Raw genomic sequence first — 24,838 nt, 5'->3', positions numbered from 1 at the left:
ACGATATCCCAGCGACTTAATGCACTTAGCCGGTACGAATGTGTCCGACTGATTCCGCTTGCTTGTCACTGAAAGCCCCCTTCCGAATTCACTTCTAACTCCGGTCGGACCGAGGAGCGAATGCCCTGAAGCATGAACTTGCTGTTATCTTCTTAGAGTTCACTTGCGATATATATTGGATAACCCAATAAATCATTTACTCTAAATTTCTTTTTATTTTTGGTAAAACATTGTTCATTTGTTATATATCGTTTTTGGTATAATGAAGTAACCTTTCGTTTTTCGAGGGCAATGGCACCAAGTTTAGATAATTTGGTAACGGGGTGAGTAAAGTTCCTTCTTCCCAATGGTTCAACTGTGTTGGTTATTGTATTCAGTAAACTTCTGCCTTCAATTTTGTTTACAATTGCTTGTAGTGCTGAGCAACCTGACCAAACTGTATGATACCTTCCGTCATCCATCCATAACTCTGTTAAATACAAGAAGGTTCCATGAAAATTCCATGGTTCATCACTCAGATCGGAATCTTCGGGATCAGATATCCATATAACTAACTGCTGTAGCTGTGGAATATTCTCCAATAGTTCTTTATTAAAAATGACTTTTCTAGCGGTAAATGTTTCCAACACAAAGGGAATCTCACTATCATTGCCGTAAGTGATCTTAGGTCTTTTAGAATCGATAAGATTATTTTTTTCTAGAAAAGCAGTAAATATATCAATTTTCTCGTATTTATTAAACGCCTTGGCTGACGTTTCTTCAGTCAAGTCCAACTTTGGACCTGTCAGAGATATTCCGACTGTAGTCTTACGCTTTTTTTCTTTCGGCAGCTTAAATGGAATCTGATCAAAATACATATCTAGTCTTGATTCGTCGATGTAATGATAATTTTTAATCATATTTCTTCCTTCTCCTTTGTAGGAAATATGGAAATTACAGAAAACGTGTTATTCTTGATATTTAGAGGTTTGACAATTCCTTAATATAACAAACCTACTTCCCCGTGCCACTAAGTAAGAAACTTCGCCGTCACTTATAATACGATTTTTCTGCTTAACGGAAGCATCGGCGAAAAATACGCTGTCGAGCTAAAAAAAAGCGGTTAAACCCCGAATATTTGAGTCGCAGTCACTTAAACTAGCGTAAGCTTAGCATCTCTTCGTTTTTCTCAAACTTTAACAATCTTAGCCTGCACTTGATGCATAGCAACTGCTTGACGGAACTGCTGTGGAGCCAGATCATACAGACTTCCGTGCATACGCCGCTCGTTGTAAAAACGAATATAGTTCGCCACAGTCTCGCAAACTTCCTGGTAGCTGTTGAACTCATACCTCTGCAGGCATTCAGATTCCAACAAGCTGTGGAACGATTCAATATGTGCATTCTTGTTCGGAGTCTTCGGAGGAATTCTCTCGTGTGTCACGTCATGCACTACACAAACATCCTCGAAGACATGAGAAATAAACTGTGGTCCGTTATCGGTGCGAATCACCGGGCGCTGCTTGGTTTTAAATAGCTGTCGCTGCCACAAGGTGCGTTGAATCAATCCTGCAGCATGTTTGCCTTCGCAGGATAGTCCCATATGGAAATCGATGATCTCGCGGTCTAACACATCAATGACGCACAGCAAATAGAAAAAGCGCTGTTCTCCTGCGATATAGCCATACTTAATATCCATTTCCCAGAGCTCGTTCGAAGCTTTAATCTCACGGTTATTCGCCAGTTTGCGCGGATGCTTTAATCGTTTACGCCGCTGTGGCTGAAGCATCTCCATCTCATCGAGCAGCCGGTATACTTTTTTCTTGTTAATCACAAGCTCATACTCACGTCGCAAACAAATCGTCAGCTTACGGTAACCATAGACGTCTGTTTCTCCGTTCAACAGTTCACAGAGCCATTCCTGGATCTGGCCGTCACTAATCGGTATTCCTGTCTTGGTCATCGAGAAACCAGGCACAGGACGACCACCTCTACGCTTTACAGAGACTTGGTTGCCTGGCTGTTTTTTACGGTTGTAATAAGTCTGTTCGCTTACACCGACGATCCGCAGAATGCGGCTCACTACATGCCCCACCTCAATCCATTTGTCGGCTATTTCAATCTTGTCCGATAAGCTGGGTTCTGCTTTTTTAACAAGTCACGAAGGACTGCGATCTCCAAATCCTTCTCGCCCAAGAGCTCCTTCAGTTGTTTGTTTTCACCTTCAAGCGTTCGAAACTCCTGTGGCGAAGGTACATAGGCGCTGACCGCTTTCGCAGAGGAATTGGTTGCTTTCCAATCCGTGTGCTCTGCTTGTTCCATCCAACGGTACAATATCTTCGGATTTATGTTATGGCGGCGCGCTACTTGTGCAGCATTCCCGACTTCTTTGGCTTCATGAATTACTTGCTGTTTGAACTCGATCGTAAATCGTCTCCGTTGCATAAAAAATCCCCTCCATTGATTCTTCATCTAGCCTACTACGTTAAGTAACCTAGACTCAAATCCAATTTTGGGGCTTAAGAGGTAAACCCTCACTTACTTGTGTTCAGTATCAAGACTACAGGGTAGTTCTGAAGTAGGTGTTTTTATGGTAATATATTCTCAAAGCCCTAAAAGAGATGGGAGAATATGCAAATGACGATAGATAACCAATCGGTACTAGGCGAAGAAGTGTTAAATGAAATCATTGAAAATGCTAAAGATTTTTTCAGAACAGAAATTGTACCCAATCATATTAGAAAAACTGAGGAATGCAGAGACCTAAAGGTATTTAGACTAAACCCATTTTTAGACAAGTATAAAGCTAGCTTCATAACTGGAAATGTTGAGGCTAGGAGCATAGCAAAGGCATTGGTATACCCTAGAGTAATCGGCACTTCAATAAATACGATATTCGGTAATAAACTACAAAAGTTTTGCAGCGAGGTTTTGGAGGGCTTTGCATCTACAACCTCCGGAATTGATATAGAATTTATTGACAAACTGGATGGTAGAAGGAAATACTGCCAAGTAAAAGCTGGAACTAACACAATCAATGCAGATGATGTAGACACAATAATTAATCATTTCACAGGTGTTAAAAACCTTGCACGCACTAACAACCTTAACATTGGCATTAATGATTTGATCGTTGGGGTCTTTTATGGTCACTCTGATGAGCTAAGTGGGCATTACAAAAGACTTCAAAGAGAGCATCCCGTTTATGTAGGTACTGATTTTTGGCATCGCTTAACGGGGCATATTAACTTTTATCAAAGAATCACCGATGCTATTGGGGATGTAGCAACTGAGACAGATGGCACAGAGCTAGTAGAAGAAATCATTAATAGCTTAGCACAACAAATTGAAGATTCATTTAATAATTAATATTTGAAGAATGAGAGAGGGAATTGTCCTTCTCTCATTTTTAGTTAAATCTTGTTTAAAACCTCAACAATTGAAAGCCCAACTGCTTTAGCAAAGTTCACTGGAACAGCATTACCAATTTGTTTGTAGCGGTTAGCGGTAGAGCCATGGAACTCCCAGCTATCAGGGAAACTCTGAATCCGAGCGTACTCCCTTACGGTGAACGGGCGTGTCTCATCGGGATGGCATCTTTCAGTTTGCTTCTGTGCAGGAGAGCATGTTAGTGTCAGTGACGGCTCTTCCCAAGATAAGCGTCTAGCCATACCAGTTCTTCCTCCACCTGAAAAGTAACTTTTCCCCATGTATTCCCTTGCCAAATCATCAGGAAGATCCCGCCAATATCCCCCGCTGGTACCAAATCCAAGTACTTTTTCTTTGATTCGGGGTAACTGGCTCCATCGGATTCAGGCACGTCTTTAAGAACATCCTTTAGAACTAAGGTTCGACCATATGATTCAGGGAACTTGTAGCTAATATTATGAGACTCAACCAAGTCCTTTCTAATACCAACAATTACAATTCGTTCTCTTTTCTGTGCTACATCATAGTTTAATGCACTAAGAACTTTCCACTTCACAACATATCCCATTTCTGAAAACACTTTTAGCATCGTTTCCAGTGTTCTGCCCTTATCATGATTAACAAGTCCTCTAACATTTTCAGCCAAAAACATTTTAGGCTTTAACTCTTCTAATATCTTTGAGTAGTAATAGAACATTGTTCCTCTAATATCATCTAAACCCATCTTTTTACCAGCATAGCTAAACGCCTGACAAGGGTATCCCCCGAAAGCAAATCAATCTCTTCATCAGTATTAAGGTATTGGCGTACTCCTGATGATGCTACTTTAATTACATCCTCTTCTATTACGTTCCACGAGGGTCTATTATTTCGTAGTGTTTGGCACGCAGTTTTATCAAGTTCTACTAGACCTAATGTTTCAAATCCAGCACTTTCAAGCCCGAGAGCAAGACCACCTGCACCTGCAAACAATTCCACCACATTATACTTCCTTGTTGGAACAGTATTTCTTACGTCAATAAAATCATTTGAATTATGATCGTACTCAAGTGGTAATTCCTCATCAATATCCGATGTTTCTTCGGTTAAATACATTTCTAGTTGTTCTTTTACTACGATGTCATCCAAAGGAACATTCAACACTTCACATAATCTCCTAGCATTTGATTTAATAGGGTCGAACTTGGGGGATAGCAACATAGATAGTTGATTTTTTGTAATGTCCAACTTTTCGGCAAGTTCTTTCTGCGATGAAATACCCGCCTTTTTCATTGTAGCCCTTACTTTATCCTTACTGATTAAATACATCGATAACCCTCCGAAAGAGTTAAATTATTTATTTAACTTATTAAGGGTATTATATTTCAACTCTATTAGATTAGTCAAACAATTGTTCGCTTATGACGTTGCAGTTATTCTGTTAATGAAGTTACTGTCTAGTATTATTTCCTGTCTTATTTTGTGTACCGTCACTTATGATACGGTTCCCCCGGTTAATCTTAAACGCCCGGTACACCTGCTCCAGCAGCAGCACGCGCATCAGCTGATGCGGATAAGTCATCCGCCCGAAGCTGAGCTTCTTGTCGGCGCGGGACAGCACCGCTTGCGACAGCCCGAGTGACCCGCCGATGACAAAAGAAACCGCCCCGCCGCCATATACGGCTTGCTTGTCCAGATGCGCGGCGAGCTGCTCGCTGGACCAAGTCTCGCCGCCAATGGCCAGTGCGATAACGTGCGCATCCGGCTTCAACACGCCGAGGATGCGCTCTCCTTCGCGGATTCGCACCTGTTCTTCCTCTGCCGGACTCATGGAGTCCGGTGTTTTCTCGTCCGGCAGCTCACGGATATCAAGGCGTGCGTACGCGCCAAGCCGTTTGGCGTATTCAGCCACGCCGTCGGACCAGTATTTTTCTTTCAGCTTTCCCACACATACAATCTGTATTTGCATCAATGATGTCCTCCCGCTCCAGCAATTGTTCCAACGTTCTCTACAGGTAGCTTAATCATTTTGCTTGAAGGCCCCGCTTCTAACCGATACTTTCGCGCACCGCTTTAGTTAAGCTTTTGACAACCAGCGCATAGGAATGGTCGATCATCCACCGCACTTCCTCTTCCGGCAGCGAACCGTTAACGGTGACGGTATTCCAGTGCCGCTTGTTCAAATGGTAGCCCGGTACAACCGCTTCATGTTGGCTGCGAAGCAGCTCGGCCATCTCCGGCTCGCATTTGAGCGAAATGTGCACCTGGCCGCCCGCTTCCGACAACAATGCGAACATCTTGCCTCCGACCTTCATGACCAGCGGATCGAGCCCAAAAGGATAGTCTTTCACCGCTCCTTTACGCGACAAGCAATAAGAAGCCCACTCTTCGAACAGCGACAACGGGAATCACTCCTTGGGTATATACTTTCTATATTGTACTTGGAAAAAAACCACCTGCGAAGTGTGCCGTCCGCTGATTGCCAAACGGCCAGCCTCTTCGGCCTATCAAAACATCCATGGCCTTTGGCCGCTATTCTGGCATGAAGTTATGAACGTTTACAGAAAAAAACTCCCGTCCGCCCGGACGAGAGTATGTAGCCTTGCAGATTATTCGAGTAGAAATGATGTGCCTGCACGCTAGACGACCAGAAACTCCGCGTTTTGCTCACACAAATCGCAGCAGCGAGGCGGATCCCAATCCGCGAATTCGGTCTTGTTCAGGTCCACGATATCCGGGGCGTCTTCGAATTCATCCACGAATTTATCAATGGCCAGCTCTACATGTCCTTTGCACACACAATACATAAATAGTCGATTCCTCTTTCTTGGCTGTAAGTTGGATTGCCTATGGCGCCCTCGCCGCCGTGACTGACGGGCGCATCGGCTTGTTATGTACTAGCATAGCAGAATTGCCCCGCTTCTGTGAAGGGCAAGCTGCTTCCACTGTCATCCAGCTGGCGTGCATGTTATGCCAGCAGCTAATACTGTTGTGCATTTCATAGCACTGTCGTATACAGCGGACCCCGATCCGCCTATAACGCAGGGCTGCACCGCTTTACCTGTCGCTGCACCATGCCTTTCGCCAGACTAGACTATTCCTGCTGATGCTCCGTGTCCCTGCATGCACTGCATACTCGGCACTGTGTCGCTGCGTCACGAATCCGCGATATACAGCACCGGATCTACTGCCGCACACCTTCGTGGTCTCACGTCCGTACGATGCGGCACTGCCCCCGCGCGGCTCACCACGCCGCTCCAGCATCATGCCGCGTTTGCCTGCACGCACCACACCCTCGCCTTTCCCGCGTGGGGCTGCCCGCGGTGCGCGTTCGCCGCTTCATATCACACCGCGCACCACGGTCAAATCAAATGCCGCTTCACAAACTCGTACGCTTGCCGCTTCTGATGATCGCCAACACTATGCCCGGTGAACGGGTAGATGTTGAGGATTTTTTCCGACGGGATGCGGTTGTATGCAGCGAACACCGTCTCCGGCAGGCACACCGTATCCTTCAGCCCGGCCGAAACCATGACGGGGATCTCGATGCGCCGCGCCAAATGCACCATGTCAAAATAGCTGAGCGTATTCAGCACCTTGTCCAAATGCTGCGGAAAACGGTGCACGAACTCCGCCGCCTCCGTTAAAGAGCCGGTGGAGTTAAGAATCCCGAAATCCATATGGCACATGTTCGGGATATTGGCCACCGCCACAGCCGGCGTCATGCTTAACGCCGCGGCAAGCAGGCTTATGCCCCCGCCCTGGCTGTCGCCGCACACCGCGATGCGCGAAGCATCCACCTCCGGCTGAATCGCCGCCCACTCGATTGCTTTTACCGCGTCTACAGCAATCGCTTTGTAGTAGCTTTTCTCCTTGTCCAGGATGCCCTGCGTCACCCAGCCCTTGATCATGCCGTAATCGCTGTCCATCCGGTTGCCCGTTTCTCCGCCTTGCCCCCGCACATCAACCGCAAGCACAGCCATCCCCATCAGCAGCCAGTCGGCATAATGCTCGGGGTAGCTTTTGCCGCCGGTATAGCCGTGGAATACCACCACGCAAGGCAGGCCTTGTGCCTGCACAAACTTCGGCACGATGTACCAGCCTTTGATCGGTGTATGGTCGTAACCTTCATACGTCACATGGTACGCATCCACCGCGGCAAAAGGCGTTTCCGTCTTCACCCGCTGCCCTACCGGCTTCCGCTGCTCGGCCGTCTCCAGCGTATTATTCCAGAATTGCTCCAAATCGCTCGGAGGCTGCAGGTCCGGATTGTACCGGTACAGCTCCTCGATCCGTTTCTCAATTGCGTTCATACTTTCACGCCCCTTCGGCAGCTCATTACACACTGCTTTTACCATACACTACTTTGCTCCGTTTGCTCAATCCACTTCCTTTAAGATACTCCTCTGCTGCCCCATATCCAAAAAAAGAGAGGTTGGCAAAAGCCTGCCGTCGCAGCTTCTGCCAACCTCTTTTGAAACCATCGCCGCACCGCGTGCAGCAACCCTGGCTGCACCGATGTACAGCATCGTCGGCGCCACGCACCACACAAGTGGCATCAAATCAAATCGCCACGTTACATTGCTCCATGCGCTAATGCACGAAGCAGCCATGCGACTTTTTATGTCACCACACCCGCCATAGCCGCGATGCGGCGTCCCGCCCTCACCGGCCCCGGCCGGTCACACCACTCCACGCACCGTGCGCTGCACGATCGCCAACTCCAGCGCGCCGCTCCCTTCACGCCCAGGCCGCGCCGCCTAGTCGTCTTCGCCGGTGTTTTCGCCCAGCGTATAAGACACAGTCTTTTCTTTGCCGTCGCGGTAATAGGTCACTTCAATCGAGTCGCCGATTTTTTTGGAGCCGTACAAGTATTGGCGCAGCTCCTTCGTGCTGCCGATTGGCTTGCCGTCGAGCTTCACGATGACGTCGTTGTATTTCAACCCCGCATCTTTCGCCGGCCCAACTGCCTCCAGCACGATAACGCCGCTGTACACTTCATCCGGCAGCTTCAGCGTGTCTTTGCCGTCCGCACCTTTCGCATCGCTGCTGTCGGCTTGGTCGGCATATTGATCCAGATCCAGCGTATACACGCCCAAATACGGGCGGGGCACGTAACCTTTCTCCATCAGCGTCTCCACAATCGGCATCGCCACATTGATCGGAATGGCGAAACCGATGCCTTCTACGCCAAAATCGCTGATCTTCATGCTGTTGATGCCAACCACCCTGCCGTCCAGATCAATAAGCGGCCCGCCGCTGTTGCCCTGGTTGATCGACGCATCGACCTGAATCACTTCCTGCTCCCAGTCGATATGGCCGTCCTGGTTCAGCGACACCGGCACCATTTGCTGCGTTTTGCTTACAATTCCCATAGACAGCGATTCGCCTAAACCAAGCGCATTGCCGATGGCGAGCACATATTCAGCCGGACGGAGCTTGGACGAATCGCCCATTTCGGCCACCGTATCAATCCCCTGAGCATCCAGCGATAATACGGCCAGATCGGTAATCTGGTCCATGCCGACAATTTGCGCTTCGCGCTTCTCGTTCGTATCCAGCACGACCTGCACCTTCTCCGCGCCCTGCACGACATGATAGTTCGTCATAATGTACGCTTTGCCGTCTTGTTTCTTAAATATAATGCCCGAGCCAACGCCCGCTTCCTCCATGGAAGGCTGCTTCGCCGAACCGTCCTTATTCCCGTCCAATGCAGTCTGCTCATTAATGACGCTGACTACCGCCGGTCCTACCTTCGCGGATGCTTGCACCGTCCGTTCCGACGGATCGGCCGAAGCCGCCCCTGAAGCCACGTGTGGGCTGCCGCCTGACCTTGAGCTGCCAAAAGTGCCAAACACCGCTATAAAAATAAGAACGACAGCGACCGAGCTGATCAGCGAGGAAACAAACGCAATCCGGATGTTCGACCAGTTCGGCTGCTGCTTTTGCCCTTTGCTTCGTTTCGGAAACAGATCCTCATTCCGGGACAATCGGGTTCGGGCGCGCTTGGATACTTTCGTGGAATAGAAATCATCTTTAAACAAACTCATTAGACAAAACGCCCCTTTCAGTCCCGTTCCCGGAATCGCCGTTCATTCTATCCGCCTTGCGGATCACAATCTTTTCTATAAATGTATGCTTGTACAAGCATTTAAGAATAATTTCGGAAGATTAACCTACAATAATAATAGAGTCCGTTAAAAAAGGAGAGATGCCGCAATGCCATCCAAACCATCCGCATGGGAGCAAGTCGAGCTTGCCGCCAAGCTTGCCGACATGAAAGAAGAGCATTACCAGACAGTGCTAACATTAAGCGCAATCGTAGAGCTGCTTATTGATAAAGGTTTGTTCACGCAGGAAGAGCTCTCCCGCAAGGCCGAATCAATCGACGCCCAGCTGGAGTCAATTATTTCCGCTTCACTTCATCCCATGGCGTAGGACGGTCATGATAGGTTGGGCGCAGCGGGAACTCGTCCTTTTTGAAAAAAAGGCCGCGATCTTCCAGCACAGACTGGACCGTCATCATCGCCAAATCCATCATATTGTGATCCAGGCTCAAATGGGCCAGATACACCCGCTTCGTACGGTCGGTCAGCAGCTCGCATAACGCTTCGCCCGCCGCCACATTGGACAAATGGCCGACATCGCTTAAAATCCGGCGCTTAATATTCCACGGATAACGCCCCATGCGGAGCATTTCGGTATCATGATTCGATTCCAGCACCAATACGTCCGAATCGATAATATGCTTTTTCACTTTATCGCTCATATAACCAAGATCGGTTGCAAGCGCCAGCTTCTCTCCGTATTCGGTAAACGTATATCCGACCGGCTCCGCCGCATCATGCGAAATCGGATAGGATTGAACCTCCATCGAGCCGATAAGGACGGCTTCGCCGGTTTGCATGACAACACGCTTCTCCGGCGCGATTTTGCCGACATGGCGCTCCATCGCTCCCCAGGTCGCTTCATTGGCGAACACTTGCAAATCATGCTTGCGCGCAAAAGCGCCCAGCCCTTTAATATGGTCGGAATGCTCATGCGTTACGAACAAAGCATCCAGCTGATGCCCGCGGACGCCTCGCTCCAGCATGAGCTCCTCCAGCTTTTTGACGCTTAGCCCCGCGTCTACCATAATCATTTTGTCGCCATTATGGATAATGGTCGCATTGCCGGTCGAACCGCTCGCCAGCACTGTAAATTGTAATCCCATGCTTCCCTCGCCCAATCCTCTCTTCATCTCCCGATTCTCGCAGCCCGCTCTCCCTGCTATAAGGGGAACCTGCTGCAAGTAGGAAGCTAAGCGGAGTCAATCACGCTTACAGAATCACCCGAAGGTTTCCCGTTCTATAAGTGTGATTCACCCCGCCCATTCTGCCAAGCTATATTTTATTTCAAAACTGGTTTGCACTTCCAGCCTGCAACGACCCGCGAAGCACGAAGGTAATCTGCCCTCCTGACGACAATGCCCGCGGAGGCACAACCCATTACTCTGCGCCTCCGCTGCCGCCGTCTTCCGGCTCCGGCTTCAATTGCCCGCTTTCCCCGTCCGCCGTTCCGTCATCGGCCTGCGAGCCGCTGTCGGTCGCCACCTTGCCGCTGATCGCGTCTACGTAATACGGCGGCCCATCCTCCAGAAGCACACGCCAGGACGGTGCGGCCACCTGCGTCTCCGAATCAAATATTTGCCCGTGGTAGCCAAGCTCCACATCGGTAATAACCGCCCCGTTCGGCAAATATTTTTCCACGAGGTTCGCCACCACCTGCGCCGCCGACAATACCGCTTGCCCGCGTGTTTCACCGCCGCTGATCAGTCCGACCTGCGCCTGGCGGTAGGCCGTAATTTTCTGGTTGCTGTACAGCAGCTCCAGCCTGACGTCGAACATCGGGCGGCCGTCCGCCACGCGGTTCAGCACAAACGTATGATCCGTGCTCATCATCGAATCGAGCATATACTGGTCCAAATCCGGAATTTGGTCGCCCAGCTTATCCTTCAGCTCCGATGCCGAGAATACAACCCGCGTATCGACCGGCTTCTCCAGCTGCTTTTCCTCATGATCCTGTTCGCTTTTCAGCGAGTAAGTCAGGTCGCGCAGCTTTGGCGTATCCAGCGGAAGAGCGGCGGACAGCTCGATATGCTTTAGCTTCATCAAGCTGACCGTTTCGCTGGGCAGTTCGGCGGAATTGCTGTTCGCATGCAGCTGGTCGCGTATATTTTCGACCAGCTGATAGCCGAGCAGCAAATTCAGCAGCAAAAAGGCAAAGATCAGAATGCTTTTTGCCCTACCCCAGTCCATGTCCGCTCACCTCCGGTTTGCCGTCTTTCGAATCATCGGTCGCCCCGCTGCTCGCGGGATCACCGGCAGTGCCGTCCGTATTGGCCGGGGTATAGCCGGCCGGATATGCATCCATCAGGGCATGCTGGGAGCCGTCCTTCAGCCGCACCGCCCAGATCGGCACAAACAAAATTTTCCCTTCCTCGCGCTGTACCGCCTGCACCGCCGGATACAGCGCACTAACCTCGGAGCGCCGGTCATAGCTTTGCAAAGCGCTTTGCAGCTCAGAGCCGCCCGGAAGCCAGCGCTGCTGGCGGTCCGACGGCTGATCGGCAAGCGTAATGAGCGAGCGGTTGTATTCCGTCACCGTGCCCTGCTGCAGCAGCAGGCGCATTTCGCCGTATTGAAATCCCGGAGGCGATAGGATCGGATAGCTTTCCAAATACTGCTGGAACTCCACGACCGAACCGTCCAAGCCGTCCTGCAGCGTCGAGAACCGGTAGCTGCCATCCCAGCCGCCATGCGTATTCACGAACTCTACCGCAGCATAGAAGTTGTCGCTCAGCACATCCGCACCGCTTTGCGGCGCGGCCGGGTCGGTGAAGCTGATCCAGGTCGAATCCTGTTGTACTTGCAGCCCTCTTTTGCCGTCGGTATAAATTTTCGAACCGTTGCGGCCTTCTACCGCACGTGTAGTGCTTGGGTCAAAAAACAGGTTGCGCTGCATCAGCTCAGGCGGATACGTCGAATACGGATACAGCGACTGCACCGCACGAACCGGCTTATCCGGCACATAGATGCCGTCGGAAGTAATGGAATACCGGGTTTGGTATTGGCCGAACCCGACATAATCCTGTACGTCGCGAACGGTGAGATCCGCCTGCAGCGATTCGTACACCGTTTTGCCGTCCGCGCTGAAAAAGAAGGTGCGCACTTCCTCCGTGCCTTCCGTCTTGAAAATCCAGATCCGGTCGATCGTATCCTGCAGAAACAGCAGGTCGCCCTTCAGCTTGAGCAGCTTCTGGAGCAGCTCTACCGGAATGCCTACGTCAAAACGAAGCTCCACTCCGATATCATTTTTCCGGATTTCGTTCCAGTTCAGCACATTGGCGGGACTGCGCTGGAAGCTTTTGAACTCGCGCCCTTGAATCCGCTCTTTCAAAATCATGTCGTAAAACGTGGTACCCGGGTACAGCACGGTGTGCTCGTTTTTGCCAAAATGGAGCACCATCTCATCCGGGAAGATCACCTGCTCGACGCCAAGCACCGAACCCATCGGTTCGGTATTGATATAATCCTGGTCCGTCCGCACAGTCGCTCCCAGCATCGGCGGGCTGTACATGAGCAGAAAGGATTGCACCAGGCTAAGTGCGACAAGCGCAACAAGCGCAAACGATTTTATTTTCTCCATCATGCCAGTTCAGCCTCCTCCTGCAGCGTAGGAAGCGTAAACGTAACCTTCGTGCCTTCCCCAAGCTCCGATTCCAGGGCGATAACGCCTCCATGCGCTTTTACAATTTCCCGGGCAATCGAAAGGCCGAGACCTGTCCCGCCCATATTGCGCGAACGCGCCTTGTCGACGCGATAGAACCGGTCGAATATCCGGCTCAGATCCTTTTTCGGAATGCCGATGCCGGTGTCCTTTACGCTGATCGCCACGGACGACGGGTCCGGGTTATATGCGCTCAGCTCAATGGAACCGCCGTCAAGCGTATATTTAATCGCGTTGGATACGAGATTATCAAGCACCTGGTCGATCTGATCGCGGTCCAGCCAGGCGTTTTTCAGCTCCGGCGCAACATGGACCGAGATGCGGATCGACTTCTGCCGCATTTGGAACGAGAAGCGGTCGGATACCTCGTCCAGCATTTCCAGCACATCCGTCTGGCGGCGGCGCAGCTGCGCCTGGTTGGAATCAAGCCGCGACAGATGCAGCAGGTCGGTCACAAGCCGGATCATCCGCTCCGTCTCGCTTTGAATAACGCCGACGAACCGCTCCGACAGTTCCCGTTCCTCCAGCGCGCCGCCTGCCAGCGCCTCGGTATAGCTTTTGATCGTGGTGAGCGGCGTGCGCAGCTCATGCGATACGTTCGCCACGAACTGGCGCCGCGACTGCTCCAGCTTCTCCTGCTCCGTTACATCCTGCAGCACCGCAATCATGCCGGTCGTGCCTTTGTTCCGCCGGTGAATCGGGGAGAACGTCGCCCGCAGCACGCTGATGCCTTCCGGCAGCGCCTCCTCCTCCTCATCCCAGCCGCGCGACAGAATCGTCGTCTGGACCGGCCCTTTCAGCAGCTCCAGCACCTGCTGTTCGCTCATGCCAAGCAGCTCCTTCAGCTCGCGGCCTTCGCCGCTGTCGACGCCAAGCAGCTCAAGCGCCCGCCGGTTCCAGACGATAATTTGCCCGTTCTCATCCGATGCCAGCACGCCGTCGCTCATATTGGACAAGACGGAGACGAGCTTCTCGTTCTCCTCCTCATTCAGCGATAACGCGTCTCGCAGCCGGGTCGTCATATTGTTGAACGCCATGCTGAGCCGGCTGATCTCATCGTCGCCGTGCACCGGCGCCTGCAGGTCGAACTTCCCGTCCGCCACCGCCGATGCATGGCGGGTTAACCCTTGAATCGGGCTTGTAATCGTATGCGACAGCACTACGCCCAGCACGCCGGTCAAGCTTAAAGCAATAAGCGTGCCGGAGACAAAGATGCGGTTCACCCGCTCCACCGTATCGTACATGTCGTTCATCGACGCCACCATATACACCGCGCCAACGACCTTGTCGTTGTACGTCACCGGCTGGGCGATCATTTTCTTCCGGACGTTGTCCTCATCAATGATTTCATCCTCGTTGTCCGGAATGCCCTGCAAGGCGCGGCTGACGGCCAGGGACGTATTCTTTTTGCCGATATACGACTGATGCACCTGAAGCGAGGTGGCAACGATTTTGCCGTTGCTGTCGAGCACCTGCACTTCGGTGCCGCTTATACTGAACAAATTTTGGACCACGAGGCTGAGATCGTCCGGCTGCTGGTCGCTGACATCGGTTCCCTGCTCCGGCTTGGCGGACAAGCTTTGGGCCGCAAGTTTGGACAAAATATCGGCCTGCTCCTTCATATTGTTCGTAAAGCTTTCCGTCAGCGAGTTTTTGACCGTCCCGATAAAATAAACGGCGATCAGCTGCATCGCCACGAGAATCAGCAGCAAATAAATGATGACAAGCTTAACCTGGATTGTGCGAAAAAAACGCAGCCCTCTCATGAATAGGCCATGCCCCCGGTTTTGGAATTGCGCATCATATAGCCCAGGCCGCGCCGCGTCATAATATATTCCGGCCGGCTTGGATCATCTTCTATCTTCTCGCGCAGCCTGCGGATCGTCACATCCACAGTGCGGACATCGCCAAAATATTCGAAGCCCCACACCGCCTGCAGCAAATGCTCGCGCGTCATCACCTTGCCGCTGTTGCGCGCCATGTAATGGACGAGTTCAAACTCGCGATGCGTCAAATCCAGCGGCTCGCCGTTTTTGTATACCACGTACATATCCGTATCAATAAACAAATTAAAGATGCGAAGCCCCTGGTTATCCGGCTCGGAGCCTTCCGCCGGCTGCTCCGTCTGCTGGCCGGCCGCCTTTTGCCGCCGCAGATGCGCTTTCACCCGCGCCAGCAGCTCCCTTGTGCTGAACGGCTTCGTGACGTAATCGTCCGCGCCCAGCTCAAGGCCAAGCACCTTGTCGAGCTCCGTATCTTTGGCCGTCAGCATAATAATCGGCATGTACAGCTCCTTCTGGCGCACCTCGCGGCACACATCCATACCGTCCTTCACGGGCAGCATCAAATCAAGCAGCATCAAATCCGGCTGTTCCTCCAAAGCCAGACGCACCGCTTCGCCGCCGTCAAACGCGCAAATGACCTCGTAGCCTTCCTTCTCCAAGTTGAACTTCAAAATATCTGCAATCGGCTGCTCGTCATCGACCACTAAAATTTTACCGTGCATCGTATCACCGCCTGTCGCTTGTCCTTTTTTAGGCATTAACTACCCCCATTCTACCATACTGCGGTATGCGCTTCCCAATGAAAGTTCCCTCATGGCCAAGCTGGTTTGCAGCTGTCCCCGAGCAGCAAAAAAAGCCCGTGCAGGAATGCTCCTGCACGGGCTTTCAAATCGGTGCTTACAAATATTTAAGCGGATTCGTAAGCGAGCCGTTTTTATGAATTTCAAAATGAAGATGGACGCCGGTAGCGTCGCCGGTAGCGCCCATGATGCCCAGCTTGTCCCCTTTTTGGACAATCTGGCCTTTCTTGACGCTGAACGACTTCAAATGGCCGTACAAAGTTTCGTACCCGTTTTTATGGTTAATGATAATGGTGTTGCCATAACCTGTCTTCGTGCCTACGAATGTGACGACACCGTCATCAGCCGCCAGTATCGTCCGGCTGCCAGTAATATCAATCCCTTTATGAAGCTTGCCCCATCGTGTGCCATACGAGCTGGAGATGGAGTGGCTCGCTACCGGCCAGGCAAACGTGCCCGATCCTTCGCCGAGAATTACCTTAGTGCCTTTCACGACGATTTTCGAAACGGCTTCCTTCACCACCTGCTGGTCCACGACCTGCTCGCTGACGACCGTACCGTTCTCCTTCACGACCTGATAGGTAACTTTCTTCGAACCGCTTGCGCCTTCGCGAAGCACTTTCGTTTCGCCGGCCCGCATGCTGCCGTTTTTCTGGATTTCAACGCCAGGCTCAATCGCGACCGTCTCGGTAACATCCTCTACCGTCTTGACAGTCAGCTCCGGCTGCAGCACCGTCAAATCAAGCACATCGCCTTCGTCAATCTCGTCATTCTGGATCCATGGATTATTTTTATAAATGACGTCCTTGGAAATGTTGAACTTCTGCGCAATGCAGCCGATGCAGTCACCGGCCAGCACCGTATATTTTGTTGGCTTTACGCTGCCTTGAATGAGCTTCTTGTATACATCGGCCGGATCCATCACCTTGCTTGGATCTACTTCTGCCGATTCGATGTTTACTTTCTCCTTGAACGAAACACTGTTCAGCTTCGTTCCGTCAGCCGGCGGTTTGCCGCTTGCGTCCGCTTTAGTGCCCGCTGCTTTCGATTCCGCCGAATAAGACAACGTCGTAACGGCTCCCGCCTTCTTGTTTGCCGGAAGGTTCGGCGCGTATTTCGTCTGCACGCGGGCCAATATGGCGTCCGCTGTCTCTTGGTCCTTCACGATGCCAATCAGCTTGCCGTCGACGTACAGCTCGGTGCCGGACGCTTTAGCTGTGATCATGCCGCTCAGCTTGTCCAGCGTAGCTTCCGTATCCGGGTCGGCTTTATAACCGCTGTCCCCTTCATAGGTGAGACTCCCCGTGTCAACAACCATCTGCAATTCCGGGTTGGCCGCTTCCACCGCTTGTTTCTTCTGCTGGATGAGCGCATCCACCTCATCAGGGCTGCTGACCGTTCCGACTTCCGTTCCGTTGCGGAACAAATGATAATATTCAACCGTATTTGCGTGTACATATTGGATCCCGCCAATCGTAAGCGCGGCCAACAGCACTACTGCCCCTGCCCCGATCTGAAGCGGTCTTCTTCGCCAAAATGAAGGCTTGGCTTGGCTTGCATCATGCTGTTCAACCTGTTTCTTGAAAACAGTCATAATGATCTCCTTTTCCATGTTCGATATCCGGGATGCTCTGCACCTTTTCCATGTAAATGAGCCTGAATCGCCTATGCGGCATTTCCGTCACAGGTCTTATATGTACAGGACTAAAGTCTTTCAGTCTATGGAATAGCTGACATCCGCTTGCGAAAACCGACAACGCCTTCCAGTAAAAAACACAAAAAAGGCGATATCCTGTCGGAACACTCGCCTAATACTTTAACATATCGTAAAAAGAAGGGGCAACCGGCTGTAAGCCGCTTCCACATTAATATTTTTTCAGAATCTCCATCATTTGTTTATATTCGTCCTTGTCGAGATACTGCGCCATGATCTGCTCAACCTGCGATAATTCCTCGTCTGTCAGGCCATTTTCGACATAGGCCGAAATGCTCTGCCACGCATCCTGCGGCAGTTTATTCATAAGTAGGCTGAACAGCCTATTTTTATCTTCCGTGCTCATTTCGTTCCGGATTTGCGACATGTCCCCGTTCGAGACCGCCACTTCCGTTCCGTCCGGCGATGAAGCCGCTTCGTCTGACGACGCGCTGGTTTCGCTGGAGCCGTCCGCTTCTGCTGCCGAATGGCCGTCATCTGAAGCGCCGCCTAATTCATCTGAACCCGCACCGTCTTCCGGCGGCGGCCCTGCATGGGCGCCAGACCCGCTCCCGCCGCCAAGACCCGTGAGCGGGCCGCTTGCCGCGTCAGACGGCTTGTCTGTCCCGCCGGAAGCAGCGTCCGTGTCCGGACCCGCGCTGCCGTCCGGCTGCGAAGAAGGGTCCGCGCCAAGCCCAAGCCCGCCCAGCCCGCTTCCAGCCCCGTCTGATCCGGAATCCTCGTTTGCCGCCGCCGGCGAAGGGTCATCAGCGCCCCAAAGTTTGCCCCAAACGCCGGATAAAGCCATCGGCTGCACCTGTATCGGCAAATTAAACTGCTTCAGCAGCGTCTCCACGTAGCTGTTCACAATATAACCGGTCGTCCATATCGACAAAAAGCTGATAATCAGTCCCGCCGCAACCAGCTTGCCCAGCCAGCTTGCTATTTTCCACATTGCCTATCCATCCTTTCGCGGTGTCTCCGCCTATGCCATCCTGTGACCGTCCAGCGAACGAAGGAACCGGGATCACGCGCAGCACTCTCTTAATCTGTTATCTCTTAGTATGGACAACATCGATAGCAAGTATTCCCTGCTGACAAAGGATAGAGTCGCCGTTACGGCAGGGCAAACGAACAAAAACATGATGGCTCTCGGCCGAATCACAAGCTAGGATGAAATTCGTCTGCCCGCGCCATTTACATAAAAAAGAGCGCCCGCCGCCGGTTTTCCGGCAGGGGCGCTCTCGTCAGCATCGGCTGATTAAATTATTCGTAGATTGGCATAACCTGATTCGTTTGTTCGCGGTTGCGTCCTACGGAGAAGATCGCAATCGGAATACCGGTCAGCTCGGATACGCGTTCCACATAACGGCGCGTATTTTCCGGCAGATCCGCCAGCGTCTTGGCGTTCGAAATATCTTCCGACCAGCCTGGAAGCTCTTCGTATACCGCTTCGCATTCCGCCAGCATCTTCAGGCTTGCCGGGTAATGCTCGATCACTTCGCCGCGGTATTTGTAGGATGTGCAAATTTTAACCGTGTCGAGGCCCGACAAAACGTCAAGCGAGTTCAGCGACAGTCCGGTAATGCCGCTGACGCGGCGCGCATGGCGCACGACAACCGTATCGAACCAGCCGACGCGGCGAGGACGGCCGGTAACCGTACCGTACTCATGGCCTTTGTCGCGGATCAGATCGCCGATTTCATTGATTTGTTCCGTCGGGAACGGGCCGTCGCCGACACGGGTCGTGTACGCTTTGGCTACCCCGATAACTTGTTTAATCTTCGATGGGCCTACGCCGGAACCGATACATACGCCGCCAGCCGAAGGGTTGGACGACGTTACGAACGGATAGGTGCCTTGGTCGATGTCGAGCATTACGCCTTGTGCGCCTTCGAACAGCACTTTTTTGCCTTCGTCGATCGCATCGTTCAGCACTACCGAAGTGTCCGTAATATAAGGGCGCAGCGTCTCCGCATAACCCAAATATTCAGCGATGATTTCTTCCGCATTCAGCCCTTCGCCGCCGTAAACCTGCGCGATCAGCTCATTTTTATCCGCAACAAGACGGGTTGCTTTCTCACGGAATTCTTCTGCATCCATCAGATCGGCAATGCGAATGCCGCTGCGGGCTGCTTTATCCATGTAGCAAGGGCCGATCCCTTTGCGGGTCGTGCCGATTTTGTTATCGCCTTTGCGCTCTTCCTCAAGCCCGTCCAGCACAAGGTGATACGGCATAATGACATGCGCGCGGTCGCTGATGCGAAGGTTGGCCGTCGAAAAGCCATTTTCGTGAATATATTCGATTTCCTCAATAAGCGCCTTCGGATTAATAACCATGCCGTTACCGATAACGCAAGTTTTATTGTTATTGAAAATCCCCGAAGGAATCATCGTCAATTTGTACTTTTTGTTCTCAATGAGAATGGTGTGTCCGGCATTGTTTCCGCCTTGGTAACGAGCAACCACGTCGGCTCCTTCTGCCAAATAGTCGGTGATTTTGCCTTTGCCTTCGTCTCCCCACTGCGTACCGACAACAACAACCGTTGACATTAAACATACCCCCATCCGGTGTCTATGCGCACACCGAAAATTACTGGCTTCTGTATCAGCTCATTGCCGCAGTAACGCGCTATAAGCTGTTAAAGACAGCAATACCAGTGTAACAGCCACACTTATAGAAGTCAAACAAAAAACGAACAATTGTACAGTTCACCGTACAATTGTTCGGATATGATTCGCCATTCCCTAGGATGCCTGCGACGGATCCATATGCGTCCGGTCGAGGCTGACGAACTTGTTGAAGTTTTTAAGGAACACCAGCTCGACCGTCCCGACAGGACCGTTCCGCTGCTTGGCAATAATAATCTCAATAATGTTCTTTTTCTCGGAATCCTGATTGTAATAATCGTCCCGATACAAGAACGAAACGATATCCGCATCCTGCTCGATCGAGCCGGATTCCCGGAGATCGGACATCATCGGACGCTTGTCCTGGCGCTGCTCGACGCCCCGGCTTAACTGGGACAATGCGATAACCGGCACATCCAGCTCGCGCGCAATCTGTTTGAGCGTACGCGAAATTTCAGATACTTCCTGCTGGCGGTTTTCGCCTGGCTTGCCGCGTCCCTGAATGAGCTGCAGGTAGTCGATCAGAATCATGCCGAGGCCTTTTTCCTTCTTCAGCCTGCGGCATTTCGCCCGGATATCGGCAACCGTAATGCCCGGCGTATCGTCAATAAAAATTTGCGCTTCCGACAGCGAACCAATCGCCATCGTCAGCTTCTCCCAATCGTCGCCTTCCAGATGGCCGGTACGCATCCGGCCCGCATCCACGTTCGCTTCGGCGCATATCATACGCTGTACGAGCTGGGCGGCACCCATCTCCAGGCTGAAGATAGCTACCGTCTCGCCGGCCCGTACGCCGACATTTTGCGCGATGTTGAGGGCGAATGCCGTTTTCCCGACGGAAGGGCGGGCGGCCACAATAATCAGGTCGCTCCGCTGGAAGCCGGAGGTCATCTTATCGAGGTCGGTAAAACCGGACGGAATGCCGGTCGTCCCGCCTTTGTTCGTATAGAGATGCTCCACCTTCTCGAACACTTCCATCAGCACGTCGCGGATGGACACGAAGCCGCTGCCGGAACGGCGGTTGGAAATTTCCATAATGCGCTGCTCGGCGTCGCTGAGCAGCACATTCACTTCTTCTGCGCCGGAATAGCCGCTGGAGACAATATTGGTCGCCGTGCGGATCAGCCGTCGCAGCATCGATTTCTCTTCAACGATCTGCGCATAATAATCGACGTTGGCCGCCGTCGGCACCGCATTGGCGAGTCTCGCCAAATAGCTGACGCCTCCGATTTCCTCAATCAGCTGCTTATCCTGCAGATGGGCCGTCAAGGTGACCAGGTCCACCGGCTGGTTGTTTTCGGCAAGTTCAATCATCGCTTCGAATATATGCTGATGCGGCGCGCTGTAGAAATCTTCGCTCCGCACCCGCTCCATCGCGGTAATCAACGCCTCCGACTGCAGCAAAATGGCGCCGATTACCGCCTGCTCCGCCTCTAGATTTTGCGGCGGAACGCGGTCGAATACCATTTCGTTAAAGTCCGTGCTCATTCTTCCTTCGCCTGCACGTTCAGCTTCGCTTTTACTTCCGGATGAAGCTTGACGGCAACTTGGGTAACGCCCAGCGTGCGGATCGGCTCTTCGAGCTCGATTTTCCGCTTGTCGATCTTAATGCCCAGCGCCGCAAGGCCTTCGGCAATTTGTTTGCTCGTAATGGCGCCGAACAGCTTGCCGCCTTCGCCCGCTTTCGTTTTAATGACAACCGTCAGCTCCTCCAGGCGTTTGCCCAGCGCTTCAGCGTCCTCTTTTTCTTTTTGCTTCCGTTTCTTCTCGGCGGCGGTTTGCTGCTCAAGCGTCTTCATGTTGCCATCGGACGCTTCTTTCGCCAACCCTTTCGGAAACAAGAAATTGCGAACGTATCCTTCGGACAAATCTTTGACTTCGCCTTTTTTCCCCTGTCCTTTAACATCCTGCAAAAAGATCACTTTCATTCAAATAACCCCTCTTCCTGTTCAATTTGTTCAAGTACACGTTTCAGCTTCGCAGCAACTTCGTGCACGCTTCCTTCCGATTGGCAGGCGGCATTGGTCAAATGCCCGCCTCCGCCCATCCGCTCCATGACGACTTGAACGTTCATGTCGCCAAGCGAACGCGCGCTGATGCCTACGGTGCCGTCCGTCCGCTCCGCAATAACAAATGACGCGAGAATATCCGTCATATTGAGCAGCGTATCAGCTGCTTGTGCGATAAGCAGCTGCGAATATTTCACCCCCGGCTCGGTCACCGCGATCGAAATATGCCCGTACAGCACTTCGGCGTTTTTGATCATTTCCGCTTTGCGCACATATTCGTCCAGATTTTCCTTCAGCATGCGCTGTACAAGCGTGGAATCCGCCCCGCTTCTGCGCAGGAAAGAAGCTGCTTCAAACGTTCGTGCGCCTGTCCGCAGCGAGAAACTTTTCGTATCGACCGTAATGCCCGCCAGAAGCGCTGTCGCCTCCCGGACGTCCAGCACAATGCGGTCATGGATATATTGCAGCAGCTCGGTCACGAGCTCGCATGCGGAAGAAGCGTACGGCTCCATGTAAACGAGAATCGGATTGCTGATGAAATCTTCGCTGCGGCGGTGGTGGTCAACGACCACCACACGGTCGGTAAGCGTAAGCAGCTTCGGCTCCTTCACCATCGACGCACGGTGAGTGTCGACCACTACGGCCAGCGTTGCATCGTCCACAAGCGTTAAAGCCTGCTCCGGCGTTACAAAATGCTTCATAAACTTCTCGTCCTCGCGGAACAGGTCCATCAAATTTTGAATGGACGGGTTGTCGCCTTCCAGCACGATATACGCTTCTCTGCCAATCGCCTGCGCGGCCTTCATGACGCCGATGGATGCGCCAAGCGAGTCCATATCGGGCACTTTGTGCCCCATAATAAGAACGTTGCGGCTCTCGCGGATCATATCGCGCAGCGCATGGGCCACAACCCTTGCCCGGACGCGCGTACGCTTCTCCACGGCACCGGACTTGCCGCCGTAAAATGTCTGGCGGCTGCCGACCTTGACGACCGCCTGGTCGCCGCCGCGGCCCAGCGCTACATCCAGGCTCGTCTGCGCCCATTGGCCAAGCTCCACATAACTTTCGGCACCACACGCAAAACCGATACTGAGCGTAATCGGAATTTTCAAGTCGCTGGTCATTTCACGGACATCATCCAGCAGGCCGAAACGGGTCTGCTCCAGCGTGCGAAGCGTTTTCTGATCCGTAACGAGGAAGAAGCGGTCCGAATTAAGCCGCTTCAAATGAATCTGGTTTTGCTGCGCCCACTCGGTAATTTCCGTCGTCACTTTAGAAAGCAGGGATGTACGATGATTGTCGTCCATCCCTTGCGTTACTTCCTCCAAGCTGTCGATCATGACAATCCCGATAGCCAGTTTTTCTTCCTCGTATTTTTTACGGAGCTGAGACAGCTCCGTAATTTCCATAATAAACAGGAGGCGCTCCTGCGGCTTGAAGTGAAATCCGTATACATGGCCGTCAATGGCCGCCTCCAGCCCGCTCTCGCGGTCTTTGACCTGCTGCAGTACCGGAAACAGCTCTGTCAAAGAGTAGCCGACGGCAGACTCACGCCTTGTGATTTGCGCCACAAACGGATTATGCCACTCCACCTGCTTCTCTTCGTTATACAAAATGATGCCAAACGGCAGCTCGCTGATGACATTTTCCCCGGTCCGCTTCAGCCGCTGGGTTAACGAACCGATATACGCTTTATAGTCTCTGCGGAATGCCCTCTCGCCTATAATCGTATAGACAATCAGCGCTGCAGCGAGCACAAAGCCGGCCGCCCCCAGCCACCAGTCATACATCGCCAGCAAAGCATCAAGAGCCAAAATAAGCGCCAGTCCCACCCATTGCTGGATCCCATGCCAGCGTTTAAACAAAAACTTCGGCATTTCCCATTCGCTCCCGTATTATCGTTTCGTCATTGATTTTCGGATTGGAAACGCAGCATCCAGTACGCCCAGCAAGCTGAACGGCGGGAAAATAAGCACGATGATCGAGAGAATAACCGGAACAGGACGGCGCCAGCCGCGCTGATGCGCAAGGAAAAACAGAAAACCGACAGCCTGAATCGCAAAAGCGTACCGCAGCAGCGGCACGAGATTCAGAAGAGCAACCGACAGGAAGCCGGTGCTTGTGCTTGGCACAAATAAATCAATGACATAAGCGATCAAATAATAAATAACCATAATACGCGGGAGCATCCACTCCCTTGCCGGCGGTGCCGCCGGCACATCCATGCCGCTCCGGATAAGCGCCCGGCGGGCTGCATAATGCGTAACAACCGCATACAAGAATGCGGCCATAATAACGGTGAGCGGAATCGAGTTCACCATCGTGCGCACCAGCGCATCCGTCAGATCGCTGTCCCATTGCTCAGGCATCAGATTTTGTTTATGCAAATCGTCAATTGTTGTTGTAATCGAATCCCGCATCTGGTCGATCAGCGATACGTCCATAATAAGCTGGAATCCAAGCAGTGCAATCAGCATCATCGCAAGCATAGTCAATACGGCTGTAACGATAACTTTGGAAGCGGCAGTACGCCTTCGGTACAAATTGCCCATTACAATGGCAGGCACTAAAAAAAAGATACCCACCATAAGCGCCGGCGACCCTAAAATGAGAGCTGCAATAATCAGAACAGGAACCACATGAAGCACAAAGGCCTTCGTGGATAACGTAGCGTACAGCACCGTAAAAGGAACGATCATAAACATAACCGTTACCATATTTAATCCGGGTATGAGCAAGGATAGCAATAATAACAATGCTGTCAGG

Annotated in this window: 22 protein-coding genes and 2 pseudogenes; 2 read left to right on the top strand and 22 right to left on the bottom strand. The window is 51.9% G+C overall.

Features of this window, described 5'->3' with window-relative positions; all coding sequences use genetic code 11:
• Positions 1 to 152 precede the first annotated feature (152 nt).
• The 3 genes from ET464_RS15200 to ET464_RS15190 form a co-directional block, all read right to left on the bottom strand.
• Complete coding sequence (locus ET464_RS15200) at positions 153 to 899, bottom strand: hypothetical protein (RefSeq protein WP_129442279.1); 747 nt, start codon at positions 897 to 899, stop codon at positions 153 to 155.
• Positions 900 to 1,168: 269 nt separating this feature from the next.
• A complete protein-coding gene (locus ET464_RS15195) occupies positions 1,169 to 2,062 on the bottom strand; it encodes an IS3 family transposase (protein ID WP_165280014.1) in 894 nt (297 codons plus the stop codon).
• 29 nt (positions 2,063 to 2,091) lie between these two features.
• Entirely contained in the window at positions 2,092 to 2,424 is a 333-nt protein-coding gene (locus ET464_RS15190) for a transposase (RefSeq protein ID WP_129437896.1), read from the bottom strand.
• Between the two features lie 192 nt (positions 2,425 to 2,616).
• On the opposite strand from ET464_RS15190, the gene ET464_RS15185 reads away from it, so the two are divergent.
• Positions 2,617 to 3,348, top strand: a complete 732-nt coding sequence (locus ET464_RS15185) for a PmeII family type II restriction endonuclease (RefSeq protein ID WP_244226555.1) — start codon at positions 2,617 to 2,619, stop codon at positions 3,346 to 3,348.
• Positions 3,349 to 3,392: 44 nt separating this feature from the next.
• Here the strand turns inward: ET464_RS15185 and ET464_RS20405 are convergent, their stop codons facing one another.
• From ET464_RS20405 to ET464_RS15150, 7 genes and pseudogenes are all read right to left on the bottom strand, one after another.
• On the bottom strand, positions 3,393 to 3,650 hold the full coding sequence (locus ET464_RS20405; protein ID WP_244226554.1) for a DNA cytosine methyltransferase: 258 nt from the start codon (positions 3,648 to 3,650) through the stop codon (positions 3,393 to 3,395).
• A pseudogene (locus ET464_RS15180) lies at positions 3,614 to 4,680 on the bottom strand (DNA cytosine methyltransferase). Before ET464_RS15180 ends, ET464_RS20405 begins: the two are co-directional and overlap by 37 nt.
• 197 nt (positions 4,681 to 4,877) lie before the next feature.
• Positions 4,878 to 5,356 (bottom strand): annotated as a pseudogene (gene rlmH, locus ET464_RS15175) (23S rRNA (pseudouridine(1915)-N(3))-methyltransferase RlmH).
• A 79-nt stretch (positions 5,357 to 5,435) separates the two neighbouring features.
• Positions 5,436 to 5,783 carry an MmcQ/YjbR family DNA-binding protein gene (locus ET464_RS15170; protein ID WP_129444442.1) on the bottom strand — a complete coding sequence of 116 codons (348 nt, stop codon included), beginning with the start codon at positions 5,781 to 5,783 and terminating at the stop codon, positions 5,436 to 5,438.
• A 243-nt stretch (positions 5,784 to 6,026) separates the two neighbouring features.
• On the bottom strand, positions 6,027 to 6,194 hold the full coding sequence (locus ET464_RS15165; protein WP_129442273.1) for a CxxH/CxxC protein: 168 nt from the start codon (positions 6,192 to 6,194) through the stop codon (positions 6,027 to 6,029).
• Between the two features lie 555 nt (positions 6,195 to 6,749).
• A complete protein-coding gene (locus ET464_RS15160; RefSeq protein WP_129442271.1) occupies positions 6,750 to 7,700 on the bottom strand; it encodes an acetylxylan esterase in 951 nt (316 codons plus the stop codon).
• Between the two features lie 447 nt (positions 7,701 to 8,147).
• Positions 8,148 to 9,437 (bottom strand): S1C family serine protease, encoded by a 1,290-nt coding sequence (locus ET464_RS15150; protein ID WP_129442266.1) that lies wholly within the window; start codon positions 9,435 to 9,437, stop codon positions 8,148 to 8,150.
• Positions 9,438 to 9,606: 169 nt separating this feature from the next.
• Between ET464_RS15150 and ET464_RS15145 the strand changes: the two genes are divergently transcribed.
• A complete protein-coding gene (locus tag ET464_RS15145) occupies positions 9,607 to 9,825 on the top strand; it encodes a hypothetical protein (RefSeq protein WP_129442264.1) in 219 nt (72 codons plus the stop codon).
• Here the strand turns inward: ET464_RS15145 and ET464_RS15140 are convergent.
• The 12 genes from ET464_RS15140 to ET464_RS15085 form a co-directional block, all read right to left on the bottom strand.
• Positions 9,794 to 10,600 (bottom strand): MBL fold metallo-hydrolase, encoded by an 807-nt coding sequence (locus ET464_RS15140; RefSeq protein ID WP_129442262.1) that lies wholly within the window; start codon positions 10,598 to 10,600, stop codon positions 9,794 to 9,796. The two genes, ET464_RS15145 and ET464_RS15140, sit on opposite strands and share 32 nt — an antisense overlap.
• Positions 10,601 to 10,874: 274 nt before the next feature.
• The gene (gene yycI / locus ET464_RS15135; RefSeq protein WP_129442260.1) at positions 10,875 to 11,684 is read right to left on the bottom strand and encodes a two-component system regulatory protein YycI; all 810 of its coding nucleotides are present in this window, start codon (positions 11,682 to 11,684) and stop codon (positions 10,875 to 10,877) included.
• Positions 11,671 to 13,077 carry a YycH family regulatory protein gene (locus tag ET464_RS15130; RefSeq protein WP_129442258.1) on the bottom strand — a complete coding sequence of 469 codons (1,407 nt, stop codon included), beginning with the start codon at positions 13,075 to 13,077 and terminating at the stop codon, positions 11,671 to 11,673. The genes yycI and ET464_RS15130 overlap by 14 nt, the downstream gene beginning before the upstream one ends.
• The gene (locus tag ET464_RS15125; RefSeq protein WP_425271774.1) at positions 13,074 to 14,846 is read right to left on the bottom strand and encodes an ATP-binding protein; all 1,773 of its coding nucleotides are present in this window, start codon (positions 14,844 to 14,846) and stop codon (positions 13,074 to 13,076) included. The genes ET464_RS15130 and ET464_RS15125 overlap by 4 nt, the downstream gene beginning before the upstream one ends.
• 71 nt (positions 14,847 to 14,917) lie before the next feature.
• Positions 14,918 to 15,661, bottom strand: a complete 744-nt coding sequence (yycF, locus tag ET464_RS15120) for a response regulator YycF (protein WP_129444440.1) — start codon at positions 15,659 to 15,661, stop codon at positions 14,918 to 14,920.
• Positions 15,662 to 15,836: 175 nt separating this feature from the next.
• Positions 15,837 to 17,333, bottom strand: a complete 1,497-nt coding sequence (locus tag ET464_RS15115) for a M23 family metallopeptidase (RefSeq protein WP_244226553.1) — start codon at positions 17,331 to 17,333, stop codon at positions 15,837 to 15,839.
• Between the two features lie 271 nt (positions 17,334 to 17,604).
• Complete coding sequence (locus tag ET464_RS15110; RefSeq protein WP_129442252.1) at positions 17,605 to 18,387, bottom strand: hypothetical protein; 783 nt, start codon at positions 18,385 to 18,387, stop codon at positions 17,605 to 17,607.
• 311 nt (positions 18,388 to 18,698) lie between these two features.
• Positions 18,699 to 19,985, bottom strand: coding sequence for an adenylosuccinate synthase (locus ET464_RS15105; RefSeq protein ID WP_129442250.1), 1,287 nt, complete (start codon positions 19,983 to 19,985; stop codon positions 18,699 to 18,701).
• A 195-nt stretch (positions 19,986 to 20,180) separates the two neighbouring features.
• Positions 20,181 to 21,551, bottom strand: coding sequence for a replicative DNA helicase (gene dnaB, locus ET464_RS15100; protein WP_129442248.1), 1,371 nt, complete (start codon positions 21,549 to 21,551; stop codon positions 20,181 to 20,183).
• Complete coding sequence (gene rplI, locus ET464_RS15095) at positions 21,548 to 21,991, bottom strand: 50S ribosomal protein L9 (RefSeq protein WP_129442246.1); 444 nt, start codon at positions 21,989 to 21,991, stop codon at positions 21,548 to 21,550. The genes dnaB and rplI overlap by 4 nt, the downstream gene beginning before the upstream one ends.
• On the bottom strand, positions 21,988 to 23,949 hold the full coding sequence (locus ET464_RS15090; RefSeq protein ID WP_129442244.1) for a DHH family phosphoesterase: 1,962 nt from the start codon (positions 23,947 to 23,949) through the stop codon (positions 21,988 to 21,990). The genes rplI and ET464_RS15090 overlap by 4 nt, the downstream gene beginning before the upstream one ends.
• An 18-nt stretch (positions 23,950 to 23,967) precedes the next feature.
• On the bottom strand, positions 23,968 to 24,828 hold the full coding sequence (locus ET464_RS15085) for a DUF2232 domain-containing protein (protein ID WP_244226552.1): 861 nt from the start codon (positions 24,826 to 24,828) through the stop codon (positions 23,968 to 23,970).
• Positions 24,829 to 24,838 lie beyond the last annotated feature (10 nt).

The organism is Paenibacillus protaetiae (assembly GCF_004135365.1).
In the GTDB taxonomy this organism is placed as follows: Bacteria; Bacillota; Bacilli; order Paenibacillales; family Paenibacillaceae; genus Paenibacillus_AP; species Paenibacillus_AP protaetiae.
Note: the sequence above shows the minus strand (reverse complement) of the source record. Positions and strands in the feature narration are given on the sequence as shown.

What these genes read in the sequence shown, in the direction of transcription:
- ET464_RS15200 (WP_129442279.1), bottom strand. Translation starts at nt 899, where the DNA reads ATGATTAAAAATTATCATTACATCGACGAATCAAGACTAGATATGTAT.
- ET464_RS15190 (WP_129437896.1), bottom strand. Translation starts at nt 2,424, where the DNA reads ATGCAACGGAGACGATTTACGATCGAGTTCAAACAGCAAGTAATTCAT.
- ET464_RS15185 (WP_244226555.1), top strand. Translation starts at nt 2,617, where the DNA reads ATGACGATAGATAACCAATCGGTACTAGGCGAAGAAGTGTTAAATGAA.
- ET464_RS20405 (WP_244226554.1), bottom strand. Translation starts at nt 3,650, where the DNA reads ATGGCTAGACGCTTATCTTGGGAAGAGCCGTCACTGACACTAACATGC.
- ET464_RS15165 (WP_129442273.1), bottom strand. Translation starts at nt 6,194, where the DNA reads ATGTATTGTGTGTGCAAAGGACATGTAGAGCTGGCCATTGATAAATTC.
- ET464_RS15160 (WP_129442271.1), bottom strand. Translation starts at nt 7,700, where the DNA reads ATGAACGCAATTGAGAAACGGATCGAGGAGCTGTACCGGTACAATCCG.
- ET464_RS15150 (WP_129442266.1), bottom strand. Translation starts at nt 9,437, where the DNA reads ATGAGTTTGTTTAAAGATGATTTCTATTCCACGAAAGTATCCAAGCGC.
- ET464_RS15145 (WP_129442264.1), top strand. Translation starts at nt 9,607, where the DNA reads ATGCCATCCAAACCATCCGCATGGGAGCAAGTCGAGCTTGCCGCCAAG.
- ET464_RS15140 (WP_129442262.1), bottom strand. Translation starts at nt 10,600, where the DNA reads ATGGGATTACAATTTACAGTGCTGGCGAGCGGTTCGACCGGCAATGCG.
- yycI (WP_129442260.1), bottom strand. Translation starts at nt 11,684, where the DNA reads ATGGACTGGGGTAGGGCAAAAAGCATTCTGATCTTTGCCTTTTTGCTG.
- ET464_RS15130 (WP_129442258.1), bottom strand. Translation starts at nt 13,077, where the DNA reads ATGATGGAGAAAATAAAATCGTTTGCGCTTGTTGCGCTTGTCGCACTT.
- ET464_RS15125 (WP_425271774.1), bottom strand. Translation starts at nt 14,846, where the DNA reads ATGCAGCTGATCGCCGTTTATTTTATCGGGACGGTCAAAAACTCGCTG.
- yycF (WP_129444440.1), bottom strand. Translation starts at nt 15,661, where the DNA reads ATGCACGGTAAAATTTTAGTGGTCGATGACGAGCAGCCGATTGCAGAT.
- ET464_RS15115 (WP_244226553.1), bottom strand. Translation starts at nt 17,333, where the DNA reads ATGACTGTTTTCAAGAAACAGGTTGAACAGCATGATGCAAGCCAAGCC.
- ET464_RS15110 (WP_129442252.1), bottom strand. Translation starts at nt 18,387, where the DNA reads ATGTGGAAAATAGCAAGCTGGCTGGGCAAGCTGGTTGCGGCGGGACTG.
- ET464_RS15105 (WP_129442250.1), bottom strand. Translation starts at nt 19,985, where the DNA reads ATGTCAACGGTTGTTGTTGTCGGTACGCAGTGGGGAGACGAAGGCAAA.
- dnaB (WP_129442248.1), bottom strand. Translation starts at nt 21,551, where the DNA reads ATGAGCACGGACTTTAACGAAATGGTATTCGACCGCGTTCCGCCGCAA.
- rplI (WP_129442246.1), bottom strand. Translation starts at nt 21,991, where the DNA reads ATGAAAGTGATCTTTTTGCAGGATGTTAAAGGACAGGGGAAAAAAGGC.
- ET464_RS15090 (WP_129442244.1), bottom strand. Translation starts at nt 23,949, where the DNA reads ATGCCGAAGTTTTTGTTTAAACGCTGGCATGGGATCCAGCAATGGGTG.